Origin of the sequence: Clostridium sp., from assembly GCF_036646415.1 — a bacterium.
Taxonomy (GTDB): Bacteria; Bacillota; Clostridia; order Clostridiales; family Clostridiaceae; genus Clostridium_J.
Map to the genome: position 1 here is coordinate 57,285 of NZ_JAVXMF010000003.1, position 16,010 is coordinate 73,294.

The 16,010-nt window shown below is 30.8% G+C and carries 11 protein-coding genes and 1 pseudogene; 2 read left to right on the forward strand and 10 right to left on the reverse strand.

The window, feature by feature from the left end; genetic code table 11:
• Positions 1–115 precede the first annotated feature (115 nt).
• On the forward strand, positions 116–664 hold the full coding sequence (locus RSD37_RS02910; RefSeq protein ID WP_346945196.1) for a DUF6143 family protein: 549 nt from the start codon (positions 116–118) through the stop codon (positions 662–664).
• Positions 665–874: 210 nt separating this feature from the next.
• On the opposite strand, the gene RSD37_RS02915 is transcribed toward RSD37_RS02910, so the two are convergent.
• Positions 875–1,195, reverse strand: a complete 321-nt coding sequence (locus tag RSD37_RS02915) for a hypothetical protein (RefSeq protein WP_346945197.1) — start codon at positions 1,193–1,195, stop codon at positions 875–877.
• Positions 1,196–1,282: 87 nt separating this feature from the next.
• Positions 1,283–1,516, reverse strand: a pseudogene (locus RSD37_RS02920) (helix-turn-helix transcriptional regulator); the annotation flags it as partial.
• A 174-nt stretch (positions 1,517–1,690) separates the two neighbouring features.
• Between RSD37_RS02920 and RSD37_RS02925 the strand changes: the two are divergent.
• Positions 1,691–3,115 (forward strand): DUF4317 family protein, encoded by a 1,425-nt coding sequence (locus RSD37_RS02925; RefSeq protein WP_346945198.1) that lies wholly within the window; start codon positions 1,691–1,693, stop codon positions 3,113–3,115.
• An 89-nt stretch (positions 3,116–3,204) separates the two neighbouring features.
• Here RSD37_RS02925 and RSD37_RS02930 read toward each other — a convergent pair whose 3' ends face one another.
• From RSD37_RS02930 to pheS, 8 genes are all read right to left on the reverse strand, one after another.
• A complete protein-coding gene (locus tag RSD37_RS02930) occupies positions 3,205–4,230 on the reverse strand; it encodes an alpha-hydroxy-acid oxidizing protein (RefSeq protein WP_346945199.1) in 1,026 nt (341 codons plus the stop codon).
• Between the two features lie 209 nt (positions 4,231–4,439).
• Positions 4,440–4,913: a DUF523 domain-containing protein gene (locus RSD37_RS02935; protein WP_346945200.1), complete on the reverse strand. Its 474-nt coding sequence runs from the start codon at positions 4,911–4,913 to the stop codon at positions 4,440–4,442.
• A 174-nt stretch (positions 4,914–5,087) separates the two neighbouring features.
• Complete coding sequence (locus tag RSD37_RS02940; RefSeq protein ID WP_346945201.1) at positions 5,088–7,454, reverse strand: endonuclease MutS2; 2,367 nt, start codon at positions 7,452–7,454, stop codon at positions 5,088–5,090.
• Positions 7,455–7,472: 18 nt separating this feature from the next.
• On the reverse strand, positions 7,473–9,923 hold the full coding sequence (locus tag RSD37_RS02945; protein ID WP_346945202.1) for a U32 family peptidase: 2,451 nt from the start codon (positions 9,921–9,923) through the stop codon (positions 7,473–7,475).
• A gap of 257 nt (positions 9,924–10,180) precedes the next feature.
• On the reverse strand, positions 10,181–11,176 hold the full coding sequence (locus RSD37_RS02950; protein ID WP_346945203.1) for a glycosyltransferase: 996 nt from the start codon (positions 11,174–11,176) through the stop codon (positions 10,181–10,183).
• A gap of 204 nt (positions 11,177–11,380) precedes the next feature.
• A complete protein-coding gene (gene zapA / locus RSD37_RS02955; protein WP_346945204.1) occupies positions 11,381–12,007 on the reverse strand; it encodes a cell division protein ZapA in 627 nt (208 codons plus the stop codon).
• A gap of 417 nt (positions 12,008–12,424) precedes the next feature.
• Positions 12,425–14,803 (reverse strand): phenylalanine--tRNA ligase subunit beta, encoded by a 2,379-nt coding sequence (pheT, locus tag RSD37_RS02960; protein ID WP_346945205.1) that lies wholly within the window; start codon positions 14,801–14,803, stop codon positions 12,425–12,427.
• Between the two features lie 18 nt (positions 14,804–14,821).
• Positions 14,822–15,841 (reverse strand): phenylalanine--tRNA ligase subunit alpha, encoded by a 1,020-nt coding sequence (gene pheS, locus RSD37_RS02965; RefSeq protein WP_346945206.1) that lies wholly within the window; start codon positions 15,839–15,841, stop codon positions 14,822–14,824.
• Between the last annotated feature and the right edge of the window lie 169 nt (positions 15,842–16,010).

Here is a 16,010-nt window from a genome sequence, read left to right on the forward strand (position 1 = left end):
AACCATTTGTTCATTGTTGCTGTATTATTACACTTGTAACATGTTTATATATTATGATTATTATAAATTATAAGGAATAGTATTTCCTTATAATTTTTATATGTAGGTGATTATAATGTCATGTTCTGATAAGAAAAATCCAATTGAAGTATCTATTGACTATCCATTATATCAAGCAGAAAAGGGTAAGTATTTTATCGGTCAAACACCTATTTTAACTATTGAAAATGAACATGCTCTAGCTGCATTACTAAACCCAATTAATTCAAATAGAAATATATATATAAATGCTATGACAATCACAAATATTTCAGATCTTAATTTATCAGCTGAGTTTTATCTAAAAGCTAGCTTTAATAATGGAATTAGGAGCGATTTAGTTAGCTGTACTAATACGACTATTCGTCCTGAGCCAATTCCTAGAGGTCAAATTAAGTATTTAACTACAACTTCTGAACCTCCAAGTGATGGTGTTGCTATATTTAGTAGAATAGTTTCTCCATATTCAACTTTAGTAGTTGATGGTGGTCAAATTATACTTGCACCTGGACAATCTATTATTATTTATCTTGGTGGATTTTTGCCGGTCACCTTTGATAGCTCAAAGGTTGCTTTTGGTTGGTGGGAAGAAGAAATATATAAATGCCCTAATTATTCTTGTTAGAGTATAGTAACTTTAAGCTTGAACACTGCTACTCTTTATATTAATGTGCTTCCTTAGATGTTAATAAATATAAAACTTGTCTAATTCCATATGCTATGAAATGGCCATAATCAATCGATAATTTAAACAATTAAAAACACCTACACAAAAGTACAATAAGGACTTTCAGTGTAGGTATTTTTATAATTCAGTATTAGTTCCGCCTAAAGACTATAATTTTTCTTTTATTGGAATCTCAAAAGGCATAAGAGTTGGATACTCTTCACTATCTGATTCAGCACCAATGCATTCCTCAATTTCCCCATTATTAAGCGTATGAATGACACCCATTTGATAAAATGGAGCCCGATAAAGTTGGTATTCAGCAATTTGATTATTCATTCCACCATATAAAAATTCATTCCAAAAGTCCCATCTTTCACCCATACGATTTTTCCAATTTTTAGCTTCATTGTTTGAAGTCCACTTTCCAAAGTTTTTTACAATCCCAACACCTTTAATGACTTCTTTTTCTTCAATACGATATTCCATTTCTACATCTCCCTTAATTGAAATATGAAAGGTAATACGAGGGTAGAGTCTGAGTTTCACGCCAAAGGTGAAAGCTTCCTTTGGTGATACTCCATGCATTTCACGAAATGCACGGGCAAATGATTCCGGAGAATTATAACCATATTTTATAGCCACATCTATAACTTTAAATTTCTTGCTTTGTAAATCCACCGCGGCAAGTGAAAGTCTTCGGTTACGAATATATTCTGATAAAGAAGTTCCTACAACATAGGAAAATATCCTCTTCCTTAAGTTTAAATAATAAATCTTTAAATAATATAGAAATAATACTATACTAATAAGTGAGAATCTAAATCTCTACCCTAAAGGCATTGGTGATTTGGCGTATTCGAATAAATACAAGAATGAGTTACATGAGTAAACCTCCAAATTTTAATTTGGCTAAGGTGTGCTTACTCCTTTGAATATTTGAGAAGGAGTTTCCTAGAAAATACTAGATTGAGGGGTTTATATATGAGAAAGAAAGATATACTTGAGTTAAAAAGACGTTTTAAAAAAGATCAGTGTACCTTCACTAAGATGTGTGGTTGCTATGTTAATGGAGAAAAAAATGTTATTTTAAAATTTAGAGAATCCTTTCTAAATTTAGATGATGATGAGTTCTTTAAATACATGGAAATTGCTAAAAAAGTCCTATCTGGAACCATTGGAAATAACATTTTAGAACTTAACTTTCCTGTTAATGAAGATTATATAAATGAAAGACAAATTTCTCTTATGCTGCTTAAAAAAAGTCAATTAAAGAATGATGCTCTTCTTGATGATTTTTATGACTCCATTATAGATAATTATGATTATACTGGTAATATTTTAATACTTGTTTTTTATGATGCTTATGATGTTATTACTAAAACTAGTGATAATGCAAAGCTGGATGAATCTGAAGAGGTTTATGAGTATGTGCTATGTGCAATATGTCCTGTTTCACTTTCAGAACCTGGTCTTAGATACTTTGAAAAAGAAAATAAAATAGAAGCACGTATTAGAGATTGGGTGGTTGATGTTCCAACTCATGGCTTTGTGTTCCCTGCTTTTATTGAGCGTAGTTCAGATGTTAACTCTATAATGTACTACACCAAAAATGCAAAGGACCCACATCCTGAATTAATGGAAAATGCTTTAGGATGTTCTTCAAAACAGACTGCTACTATACAAAAGGAAACCTTTGAGTCCATTATTAAAGATTCTTTGGGTGATGATGAGCAAAAAGCTGATAAAATTTTTATGGAAATACAAGATAACCTAAATGCTATGGTAGATGAATACAATGCTACCTATGAAGATATAGATTGTGAACCCATAACTTTATCAAAAAATGATATACAAAATCTTTTAATAGACAGTGGAATTTCTGAAGAAGTTACTGCTAAAATTGAAAAATCCTATGTAGAATGCTTTAGTGATGACCTGCCTTTAGCCGCGAATTTAATTGACACAAAAGCACTTAAAGCAAGTGCTCAAAAAAGGACGGAAACACACCTTCTAAAACAAGTGGAAATTCTAGAAAATAAACTTGAACAAGTTAAACAAGAGACTTCTATGGATAAGGAACCACGCTCATCTAAAGATATTGATGAAGATAATGTGGCAGAAGACGCTTTAGCTACTAATTCAGAAGAACTTTTAGAAACTAATATAAAAGAATCTCCAGAAACCAATTTGAAGGAAGCATTACCAGCTAATATAGAAGAAAATGACCATGCAACTTCAGATGATGAGTATAAAAAAGCTGCTCCTCACTATGATGTTATACTTCAAGTAAAGCCCGAAAAAGTATCTCAAATAAAATCTCAAATAATTGATGGCCAAAAATACATAGTTATTCCGATTAATGACAATGAACAAACTACGGTTAATGGCTTAGAGGATTTAATATAAATTAATAGAAAAATACCTTCACAATGATAATCATCATTGTGAAGGTATTTTAAAATCTAATATTTTTAAAAATATGTTTCTGCCATTTTTTATCTATTCTTTTCAAATATAATTCTTTTATCTACACTAGCCACATCCTTGCATCCTGTAAGTACCATGGCTGATTTTAAATCTCCTGTTAGCTCTTCTATATAAGTTTTTACACCTTCTCTTTGAGCTCCAAAGGATGCGGTTACAAAAGGTCTTCCTATTAATACTGCATCTGCTCCAAGAGCTAAAAACTTAAGTACATCAACCCCAGTTCTTACTCCTCCATCAGCTAAAATCTTAACCTTTCCTTTTACTGCTCTTGCAATATCTTCAAGGACATCAGCAACACCAGGTGTCTCATCTAAAACTCTTCCTCCATGGTTTGAAACTACAATGGCTGAAACTCCAGCTTCTACTGCAAGTAGAGCCTCATCCACTGTCATTATTCCCTTTAATATAAATGGAAGTTTAGTGCTTTTAACTAACTCTTTTATATCCTCAATATTTTTAGGCATTACAGGTTTTCCATGAAGTGCTAGTGTTATAAGTCCACAAGCATCAATATCTACTCCAACCGCGAAGGCACCTGATTCCTCTGCCATTTTAATCTTCTCTATTATATTTTTATTCTCCCAAGGTTTTATAAATACAATACCTTCGCCCTTAAATTCTTTTAGTACCTTTAAGTTTGTGGTTAGAAATGAATCTACTGCTGTATCTCCTACCATAGGGTATATTCCACAATCTAAAGATCCACCTATAACCCAAGATATGTATTCTTCCTCTGAATATTTTCCACCCATATTAAGGGTTGTACCTGAAACTGGTGCTGCAAATACTGGAACATCAAGTTTTCTTCCGAAAATCTCAATAGATGTATCAGGATTTTTAGCATCATGTAAAACTCTCATATTAAGCTTATATCTCTCTAAAGCTTTAAGATTTTCTTTGAATGCATTTCCTGTACCTTTTCCACCCATGCCAGGAACTTCCCCTGCACATGCAACTCCATTACAAACTGGACACGCCTTACAGCTATTATTCAAATTTGCTTTTGCTTCTTTTTTTATCTCTTTATAATTCATTTCATCCCCACCAACCTATATTTTTATTATTATCCATGCTTTATGTTACTTCAAAAATTCACACTCATATTATCATATATTTTATGATGGAATCTTCAACCTAACTTAATCCATAGTAATTATTTAATGTATAGGATATATTTTAAATAATTGTTGAAATTGGACTTCATATCTTCAACACTAGTTTAAAACATATCCAAAATATAAATTTACATCTGACTTTCTTCAAAGAATTTATCCAACTCATCTTCAGTATATATCTTTATGTTGTTTCTTATTAATAATTCAGCTGCTACACCATTTCCAGGTTTTTTTTCACCAGAAAAAGTACCATCATATATCATAGCTTTTCCACATGATGGGCTTCTTGCCTTTAAAATCGCTACATTAATATTCATTTGTTTAGCTATATTTAGAGTTTCCTCCGCACCTTTAATAAATTCAGCAGTTACATCATCATTTATATCTGTTCCCATAACTCTACACTTACCATCTAACACCATAGCACCATCACCATCTATTATTTCATGGGCTACTCTTGGAGTTTGTTGTCCACCTAGCTGTTCTGGACATACTGGGATTGCCTTTCCTTGTCTCATAAGCTCTAAAACTCTTTCGTTTAAGTTATTTTTCCCATCATATTTACAGTTAATACCACACAAACATCCACTTACTAAAATCATACCCTTACCCCAATTCTTTCATTTGTATTCTTAGATAAAAGCTCCTCTTGGCTTTGTTTTAAGAAGTAAGTAACACATTCCAAATCAAAGACTTGGAGTGTTACTTAGCAGAAACTACTTATCATATATATTAGAATTAGTACTTTCCAGTCACCAAATCATAAATTAAAAGTGTTACTTTAATTCTGCAACAGTAACTCCAGTTCCACCTTCTCCGTAATTTCCAAGTCTATAGTTCTTAACATGTGGATGATGTTTTAAAAGGTCTGTTATAGAACTTTTAAGTACACCAGTACCCTTACCATGGATTATTGTAACTTCGCCAAGACCTCCAAGATAAGCCTCATCTAAATATTTATCTACTGTATAAATTGCTTCTTGTGAATCCATTCCTCGTAAATCTACTGATGATGCAACAGATTTCAAATTAAGTTTTGCCTCTCTTTTTTGCATCTTCCTTTGTTGCTTATCCTCTTTTGAAACTTTTCCTTTTCTTAAATCCTTAAGTTTAACAGAAATCTTCATTATTCCAGCTTGAACTTGTACTTCACCCCTATTGTCTACTCCAGAAATTACTGTTACATTTTGATTTAGCGATGGAAGATACACATCTTCTCCTGGAGTTACAGATGTTAGCGCATCGCCTTTAGGTTCCTCTTTCTTACTTAAATTATCTTGAATATTATCTAGAGAATCCTTTATTTTCTTTCTCTCTTTTTCAATCTTAGTTCTAGCCTCTGAAGAGTATCCAAGTTTCTCTAGCTCTCTTATACTCTTAACAATTGTATCCGCTTCTTCCTTAGCTGCCTTAATAACATCTTTAGCTTCTCTTTGAGCTTCATACATTGCTTTTTCTCTAACTTTTTCTAATTTATATAACTTCTCTTCATATTTACCTTTTAATTTTTCTGCTTCAGACTTTAAGCCTTCAGCTCTTCTTGCATCATTTTCTGCTTTAATGCTCTTTTGTTGAAGGTTTTGAATTAACTCTTCAAACTTTAAACTTTCTGTAGATATATTTTCTTTAGCACTATTTATAATATACTCTGGAAGACCAAGCCTTCTTGATATTTCAAAAGCATTTGATTTTCCTGGAACTCCAATAAGCACCTTATAGGTAGGTCTTAGAGTTTCAACATCAAATTCTACAGATCCATTTTCAACACCTACAGTCTTTAATGCATATCCCTTAAGCTCACTGTAGTGAGTAGTTGCCATTATCTTTGTATTTCTTTCTTTCAAATTATCTAAAATACTCATAGCAAGGGCAGCACCCTCAGTTGGATCTGTACCTGATCCAAGTTCATCAAATAGAGCTAAAGTATTTTCATCAGCTTCACTAATAATATTTACTATATTGGTCATATGAGAAGAGAATGTAGATAAACTCTGTTCTATACTTTGTTCATCCCCAATATCTGCAAATACTTTATTAAAAAAGCTAATTACAGACCCATCTCTTGCAGGAATCATCATTCCACTCATTGCCATAAGTTCTATTAATCCTACGGTTTTTAGAGTTACAGTTTTACCACCTGTGTTTGGTCCTGTAATAACTAAAGATGTAAACTCTCTTCCAAGATATATATTACTTGGCACTACAACTTTTTGATCTATTAGTGGATGCCTAGCTTCTATTAAATCTATAATTCCACTATCATTAACTTCTGGACAAACACAATTTAATTCATTGGCATACTTAGCTTTTGCAAATATAAAGTCAAGTTCCCAAACTATATTTCCGTTATTTTGTATAACATCAATGTTTCCTGCAATCTTTAAAGTAAGCTCTTTAAGAATTCTGTTTATCTCTACCTTTTCTTTAATTCTAAGCTCTTTTATTTCATTATTAAGATCCACAAGTCCCATAGGCTCTATAAAAAGAGTAGCTCCTGTACCACTTTGATCGTGAACTAACCCCTTAACCTGCTCTTTATACTCAGCTCTTACAGGAAGTACATATCTATCTCCTCTGATTGTATAAAGGCTTTCTTGAAGATATTTTGAATAGGTTCTTACCATACTATTTACTCTATCCTTGATAGAAGAACTCTTATCCTTTAATTTCTTTCTTATTGTAAATAGTGTTTCACTGGCTCTATCGGCAATTTCATCTTCACCAATAATAGCTTTAAATATTTCATCTTCTATATTCTTAAATGGAACTATTCCCGCTATTATATCTTCTAAAACTCTATAAACTGTTTCCTCATCCTTTGTAGAAACATATTCCTTAAAATTCCTAGAACTTTTTAGCATGTTTCCTATTCTTAGTAATTCTACAGGCATAAGTGTAGAATTCTTCTTTGCTCTTAAAAGTCCATCTCTTACATCATATATTCCTTCAAAAGGAGGTGCTCCTTTAGTTGTAATTAAGAGTAGTGCTTCCTTCGTCTCCTCTAGATGTTCTCTAATCTCATAAAGATTTGCATACGGCTTAAGTCCATCAATTAAATCCTTACCAGCTCTTGTAACTGTATATTTTTTAAGTATTTCTTTTATTTTGTAGTATTCTAATACTTTAAAGGTTTTTTCGTTCATTTATTAATCCCCTACTTTCTATTCAATTCCCCTCTTATAATGACCTCGTGTACTCTTTCCTAAGTTTACATCTTCATTATTAAACACATATCCCATTACATTTAAAACTTCCTCATATGTCTCATCTACAAAGTCAATTCTATAATTATTAATCTTATTCTTCTTAAGTTCTTTTATAAATGGTACTAAGTTAACTGGAACTGTATTGTATATATGACTTCTACAATATTTATCTGTAGTAACTAAAAATTCCTCATTCATTCTATCTTTTAAAACAAATTTATCCTTATGACATCTAAAATTACAACTTGATGCAGCACTCTTTGTTCCAAAGGTACTACCAATTACACAATATTCACTAACCATAAGTTCATACTTACCATAAACAACTATCTGCGCAGGTAAAGTTAAGTTTTTAGAAATGGAGAATAACTCCTTATTATTAAGCTCTACACTTAAAGCTGATATATCATTAAACTTGCTATAAAATTCATAGCTATCACTGTTTAAAATATTTAGTTTGTAATCACCAATTATTTTAACCTTATCTTTAAATACATTAACTATTCCTAGATTACCAGTAATAATTCCTTTAATACTTGCAATATTTTTTTCTATTACCTGACAAACTAGGTTAAACTCATTCTTTATTATATTAGGAACTACTAAATATAAGTTTTCATAGTTAATATCCTTCAAATTTATAGTTCCACCCTTTTGGAATAAGTCCACTGCTATAGCTGGATTTATTTTAGAATTATTGCTACTGAAATCTAGAATACCTTTTAATTGGCTCTCGGTTTTTACACAGATTAAATATTCATCATTAAATCTTTCCTTTTTACCTATAGCTTCTTGAATACTTAAATCTTCTTTATTATATGAGCACTGATTTGTAACCTTTAATTCTAAGCCAATATCACAACTATCAACATTATTTTTAATCTCTTCATTAGTTGTATTCTCTTTAATCTTCCTTTTGTCCCTAGTTTCTATATGGTGAATTATCTTATCAATAAGTTCACGTCTTCCACTATTTATAGATGACATTCTCAGGAATCCATCTTGAAACTTATCAAATTCTACTGCATCTAATTTAAATGGTGTATCCCCTAACTTACTTAAATTTTTAATTATAGACTCTTTATCCATAGGTTTACTTGCTGCCACTTCCACCATATCTCCATAAACTTCAAAATGTTTTCCATCATAGTTTGTAGCTAAATAAAATGGTTCTCCTGGTGCAACCTTTACGTGTATAGTCAGTGGTATCTTTATTCTATAGATATCCTCATAATTTTTTTGAAGCTCAGTTAAAAGCTTGTTATCTGAAGTAACATATACAGACTCTCCACCCTTATATTTTGTAGGCATGAGTTTTACCATGTCACCCTTAAATGCTTCTTTAACCTTTTCCTTGCCCTTTATAATATTGGTAATTGTGAAACCACTACTATCAGTTCTAACACCATCTTGAACTCTTATATCCTTTTGAAGCTTTATAGTTAAATCATTTCCTACCTTTCCAAGAAACACTCCTGTGTTTTTAGGACAATTGTAAGCCATCATATCTCTTCCTATATTCCCTTTAAGATATGCTTTAGAAAATCCCTCTCTATTAAAAAGTTGATTTAATATTTCCTTCTTTGAAACTACATTAAACTTCTTATTTTCATAAACACTATCTATAGCTTCTCTGTAAGTAGTTACTACTCCACTTACATACTCTGGCTTTTTCATTCTTCCTTCAATCTTTAATGAAGAAGTACCGCTTTCAACTAATCCTTTAATTTCTTCAATGGTGCATGTATCCTTTGGACTTAATAAATATCCCTCTTTACTTTCTCCAGTACCTTTATTTATTATGTTATAAGGAAGTCTACATGGTTGAGCACATCTACCACGATTTCCACTTCGTCCTCCTATTACACTACTCATAAGACATTGGCCTGAATAACTTATACATAAAGCTCCGTGTACAAATACTTCTGTCTCTATATCTAAATCCTTTGAAATATATTCTATTTCCTCAAGACTTAACTCTCTTGAAAGTACAATTCTCTGAAATCCAAGATCCTTTAAAAATTGTGCACCTTCTCCATTGTGTATAGTCATTTGTGTAGATGCATGTATTTCAAAATCTGGTATAGCTTCTTTTAACATTTTAAATAACCCCATATCTTGAGTTATTACTGCATCTACTCCTATTTCATATAGGAATTTTCCATACTCTAAGGCTTCTCTTAGTTCATTTTCCTTTATTAATGTATTAAAAGCTATATATACCTTAACATTATATAAATGACAATAAGTCACTATCTCTATCAATTCTTCTTCACTAAAATTATTTGCATATGCTCTAGCTGAAAATTTAGTTCCGCCCATATATATTGCATCTGTACCACCTTGAACCGCAGCATATATACTTTCTTTGCTTCCACCGGGTGCTAGTAATTCTATTTTATTCATATGTTATCAACTCCTATTATTACGAATGAAAACCAAATTAAAATTATGAATTTCATTGGCTTTCAAGGGTTTTTAAGCTCACCCTTTGTTAATTACCTAAAAGCATTTTTAAAACCTTCTCATCGATTATTATACCATAATTAATTGTATTACAAACCCATCAATGAGTATAGCTTTCAAGTTTAATTTATAAAAAAGATGTAGGAATAATAGTCATATTAAACTATTAATCCTACATCTTTAATACTTCATTTAAATTAAGGATTCATTTTTGATTTATATCCATTATATATTTGCATTATAACATTATCTAAATTATAATTTTCTCTTATATAATCTTTAAGCTTATTGCTTTTTTTCTTATTTATACTTTTTCTCACTGCATTCTTTATACTATCATAATCATATGGATTACAATAAATAGCCATATCTTTAAAGTATTCCTTTGATGCACCTTCCTCTGTAACTACTATATTACAGCCATAAGCCGCTGCCGTAAGAGAAGATAAGCTAGTAACTTCAGAAAAACTTGCCAACACATGGGCACTTGAAAATGTGTATGCATTATATAAATCATAGTCATTCATAAATCCCATATAGTGGGTAGTGTCATATTTTAAACATTTTTTAAGATAATCACCTTCTAATGTGGTTCCTACTAACACTAGATCAATACCAATTTCATTACATATTTTACTTAATGTAAGCTGATTTTTACTCTCACATATCCTTCCTACACATAGAATATAGTTATCTAATTCATATCTCTCCTTGAAGTTATACAACGGAACTTCATCATAATTTATAGCTACACCATTATTAACTACAATTATCTCTCCTTTAGGATTAAAGTCTTTAACTATAATATCCTTTTCATAGTTACTATTGCAAAATATAAGATTACTCTTTTTTAAAATCCTTTCTCTATACACCTTACAGTTATTCCATAAGTTAAACCGCTCTTCATTATTGGTATAATTAAAAAATTTACTCATATTAAAGTACATAGGTGAAATTACAATATTGCACCTACTATTGCTAGCTAATTTAAAATGTTTATATGCATCAAATATATTTTTTATATCAAATAGATGAACTATGTCATAATCCTCATATTTAACTTCTTCATTCGCACCACATATTGTGACTTCAACTTTTTGCTCTTTTAAAAATGAATATATTTTAAACATAATAGCTGTATCTCCACCACTTAAATTTGTGTAATCGCCTCTAGCGCATAATAAAACTTTCATTTATAATCCCCCTAAGAATTATGGTTTTAATTAATAACTATGCCCTTGAAATTTTAATTATCACAAATCTACAAAATAAACTTAATGAAAGCTTGTATACTATAATTAAATACCTATCTAATTATAAATATACACGTTATTTTACATAGAAATAAGAGCTGATAATATAAACTTTTATTATCAACTCTCTTGTTTTATAGATTTTTACTTTTTAATTGTAGTAATTTGTCCATTTTTCATCAGCTCAATATTTTTGTGCTGTAATTCATTGTTAAGCTTTTCTATAGTTCCAACCTTAGAAAGTAACTGATATTTTAAATCTGTTTTTTCTGATAAAAGTTTCTTATTGGACCCATTTTTCTTGTTATTATCCTTTTTTAACTCTTGAACTAATTGCTCCATAATTTCTAATTGTTCTTTTAGATAAGTAATTTCATTATTTAACTCTACAGATTGTTTTTCTGCTTCTTTACTCACAGCGCTTTCACTTAACACTTCTAAAGATTTTTTCAAGTCTTCATTTTCTTTTCTTACATCTTCAAAATCTCTCTTTATTCCTTCAATCTCTGAAATAAGTTCCTTTTGTTCCTTTGAAATCATCTTATAGTTTTCATTAGCTCTTTCATAAGCTTCTTTATTTTTAAAAACCTCATCGCCTAAATTTATAGCTGCAAGTATAGTAGCATCAGGACGACTTATTTTGGAATTCTTAAACAGTAGAGTATTTATTTTATTATCTACATATTGTCCAATCATCTGTAAATATTCATCATTTTCTTCGCCTCGTAGGTTATACTCCATCCCATTTATCTTAACTGTTATAATGCTCACATAAACACCCTCTTAAATATAAATTTATACCCATATAAACTTATCTCCATTTTAACATATATTAGATATTTATTAAATAAGGTATTTAATAAATATTCCAATTAGTTGTCAACATTATATTCCATATACTTTAATTATTATGAATTTTTTTTATTTATTCTGTAGTAAATTCACTTATTATATAACTTTTATGTAATATATACTAAATCATCATCTTGTATCAAGTATATTTTTATAATATTGTATTATTATTAAAATGTTGTCTTTCACAATAAATTTTTTTGTTATAAAAATATGCTAAGCATATAGCAATTAAGCTGTATACTTAGCACATTTACTTTACTATTACATTTTAATAGATTATTAAAATTATCATAATGCTATTACCAATGATTATTTAAAATATATCTATTTTATTTATCTTAACTCTGCACCTAGTTTATGCTCTAAGCTTCTTAATATTTTATCATGAACCTTATTAACTTCTACATCAGTTAAAGTTTTATCTACATGTCTATAAATTATAGAGTACGCAATGCTCTTCTTGCCTTCTGGAATTTGACTTCCTTTGTAAACATCGAAAAGCTTAGCACTTTCTAAAATTCCACCACCTTGTTTTTTGATAGTATCTTCTATCTCCTGTACAAGAACTCTATCATCTACAAGTACTGCTATATCTCTTGTTACAGCTGGGAATTTTGGAAGAGCTTTATACCTTCTATCAAGTTTAGCACATTCCATTAGCATATCTAAATTTAATTCTGCAACAAAGCATCTTGTATCCACGCCATAGTTATCACTTACATCTGGATGAATTTCTCCAAATACTCCAGCCATCTTATTTCTAAGTTTTAATCCTGCTGTTTTCCCTGGATGGAAGGTCGGATTTTCACTTTCTCTTAGGAATGCTGCATTTTCTATACCAAGATCACTTAGAACATTTTCAACTACACCCTTAAGTTCTAGGTAATCCCCTACGCCATACATTCCAATAGTTAAAATATTTCTTTCCTCTGGAAGTTTTGTTTCATCCTGATTTTTAATATATACTCTACCTATTTCAAATAGCATAGCACACTCATTGCTCTTAACATAGTTTCTAGCTAAAGATTCCATCATTGAAGCAATAGTTGTAGTTCTCATAAGCTTAAAATCTTCTCCTAGTGGGTTTCTTATTTCAACCACACTTCGAAGTTCACTATCTGCTGGAATTAAAAGCTTATCAAATATCTTATTACTTACAAATGAATAACTAATAGATTGGTTAATTCCACTAGCAACTAAAGAAGAAATTATTTTATCTTCTAACATATGCTTTTCAGACTTACCTGATTTTTCCACTTCACAATGTGGAATAGTAGATTCAAAATTGTTATATCCATGTATTCTTGCAACTTCTTCTGCAATATCTTCTTTAATATTTAGGTCACTTCTGAAGGTAGGACATGTAACTACTAAATTATCTCCATCTAACTCAGTAAACAAATCTAATCCATCAAGATATCTCTTCATATCTATTGGAGATATTCTGCTACCTAAGAATTTATTAATCCATTTGAAGTCTACAGTTAGTGTATGTGATTCCTTAACTTCATTGTAGATGTCTATTTCACCAGACATAATTGTTCCAGCACCTAACTCTTCTACAAGGGCACAGACTCTCTTAACAGCTAACTCACATAGATTTAGATCTAAATCCTTCTCAAATTTACCTGAAGCTTCAGTTCTTAATCCTAATTTTTTAGAAGTAAGTCTGATATTAAGTCCATTAAAGTTTGCACTTTCAAGAACTATCATTGTAGTATCATCTTTAACTTCAGAATTTAATCCACCCATAACTCCAGCAAGTCCTATAGTCTTATCTCCATCTTTAATACAAAGCATAGAATTATCTAAAGTTCTTTCTTCTCCATCTAACGTAGTGAACTTCTCACCATCTTTTGCAGTTTCTACAACTATAGTATTTGACTCTATATCTCTTGCATCAAAAGCATGTAGTGGTTGACCAAGCTCAAGCATTACAAAGTTTGTAATGTCCACTATGTTATTTATAGGTCTTACATCAGCCTCTAATAATCTTTCTTGCATCCATTGTGGTGAAGGCTCTATTTTTATATTACTAATTCCTTTAGCCATATATCTTCTACATAATGGACTCTTAACCTCTACCTTATATGTATCTGTTAAGTTTGTCTCATCAGTAGTTTTATATTCTAAGTTTGGCATTTTGTAAGGAACTCCTAATGTTGCTGCTGTTTCTCTCGCCATACCAATTATACTAAAACAATCTGCTCTGTTTGAAGTTATTTCAAAATCTATTATTGCACTTTCAAGTGGTAAAATAGATTTTATATCTACTCCAATTGGAGTATCTGGAGACATTATCATAAGCCCGTGTACTGGCTCATCCCCTGCTATTCCTAGTTCCTCTTCAGAACAGAACATACCATTTGATAGAACGCCTCTTAATTTACCCTTTTTAATTTTAAGTCCACCATGCAGCGTTGACCCATGAAGTGCCACTGGAACAATATCCTGCTCCTTCATATTTGTAGCTGCAGTTACTATTTGTATTGGTTCCTCAGCATTTATATCTACTGCACATACCACTAACTTTTCTGCATCCGGATGTCCTTCTATTTTTGTTATTTTACCTGTTACTACATTTGTAATATCATCACCTGTAAGTATAACCTCTTCCACGTGGGAACCTGATAATGTTAATGCATCTCCAAGTTCTACAGGGGAAATATTTATATCAACATAATCTTTTAACCATTTAACTGGATACTTCATAATCTTTCCTCCTACCTTCTAAAATTGATTTAAGAATCTCATGTCACTTTCATATAAAAGTCTTATATCATCAATGCCATACTTAAGCATTACCATTCTATCAAGACCAAATCCAAAGGCAAAACCACTATACTTCTCTGGGTCTATTCCGCCTCTTCTAAGTACGTCTGGATGTACCATACCACAACCTAAGATTTCTATCCAACCGCTACCTTTACAAATTTTACAGCCTTCACCCTTACATACAAAGCAAGTTGCATCTACTTCTGCAGATGGCTCTGTGAATGGGAAGTGATGAGGTCTAAATTTAACCTTCATTTCATCTCCAAACATTTTTTGTATAAACATCTCTAAAGTTCCTTTAAGATCTCCAAAAGTAATCCCTTCACCTACTACAAGTCCCTCTATCTGATGGAATATTGGAGAGTGAGTAGCATCTACTGCATCAGAACGATAAACCTTTCCAGGTGCAATCATCTTTATAGGCGGCTTTTGATTTTCCATTGTTCTAATTTGTATTGGTGAGGTTTGAGTTCTTAAAACTATATTATCATTTATATAGAACGTATCTTGCTCTCCCCTTGCTGGATGATCCTTTGGTATATTTAGCGCTTCAAAATTATAATAGTCGTATTCAACCTCTGGTCCTTCTTCTATAGAAAATCCCATTGATAAGAATATATCATTAATTTTTTCTAGAGTTAAATTAATAGGATGAACCTTTCCAACTATTTGTTTTTTTCCAGGCATAGAAATGTCTATAACCTCACTATTTAACTTTTCTAGCTTTTCAGCATTCTTTATAGCATTTACTTTACTTTCTAAGGCAACTTCTATTTCCTCTCTCACTTCATTAGCAACTTTACCAACAACTGGTCTTTCTTCTGCAGATAATTTTCCCATGCCTCTTAAAATTGCAGTAAGTTCTCCCTTTTTACCTAGGTATTTTACTCTTAGGTTTTCAAGTTCAGCTTTATCTGTAACTTCATTTAACTGTTCTAATGCAACTTTTTTAATTTGTTCTAATTGTTCTTTCATAACCTTGCTCCTTTCCAAATTTTCTTTATGTAATTTAATCATTAACTAGATTCTAACCATAGTTAATAATTATATTTAATAACTCATTTTGATCTTTAAAGTATAAATACCTGTTAGATTATAGTTTCATAATGTATGTTCACATTACTTGTTTTATACTATATCTATG

Bases quoted from the DNA above. Each gene is read 5' to 3' on its own strand.
- RSD37_RS02940 (WP_346945201.1), bottom strand. From the start codon at position 7,454: ATGAACGAAAAAACCTTTAAAGTATTAGAATACTACAAAATAAAAGAA.
- RSD37_RS02930 (WP_346945199.1), bottom strand. From the start codon at position 4,230: ATGAATTATAAAGAGATAAAAAAAGAAGCAAAAGCAAATTTGAATAAT.
- RSD37_RS02915 (WP_346945197.1), bottom strand. From the start codon at position 1,195: ATGGAATATCGTATTGAAGAAAAAGAAGTCATTAAAGGTGTTGGGATT.
- RSD37_RS02910 (WP_346945196.1), top strand. From the start codon at position 116: ATGTCATGTTCTGATAAGAAAAATCCAATTGAAGTATCTATTGACTAT.
- pheS (WP_346945206.1), bottom strand. From the start codon at position 15,841: ATGAAAGAACAATTAGAACAAATTAAAAAAGTTGCATTAGAACAGTTA.
- pheT (WP_346945205.1), bottom strand. From the start codon at position 14,803: ATGAAGTATCCAGTTAAATGGTTAAAAGATTATGTTGATATAAATATT.
- RSD37_RS02945 (WP_346945202.1), bottom strand. From the start codon at position 9,923: ATGAATAAAATAGAATTACTAGCACCCGGTGGAAGCAAAGAAAGTATA.
- RSD37_RS02925 (WP_346945198.1), top strand. From the start codon at position 1,691: ATGAGAAAGAAAGATATACTTGAGTTAAAAAGACGTTTTAAAAAAGAT.
- RSD37_RS02935 (WP_346945200.1), bottom strand. From the start codon at position 4,913: ATGATTTTAGTAAGTGGATGTTTGTGTGGTATTAACTGTAAATATGAT.
- RSD37_RS02950 (WP_346945203.1), bottom strand. From the start codon at position 11,176: ATGAAAGTTTTATTATGCGCTAGAGGCGATTACACAAATTTAAGTGGT.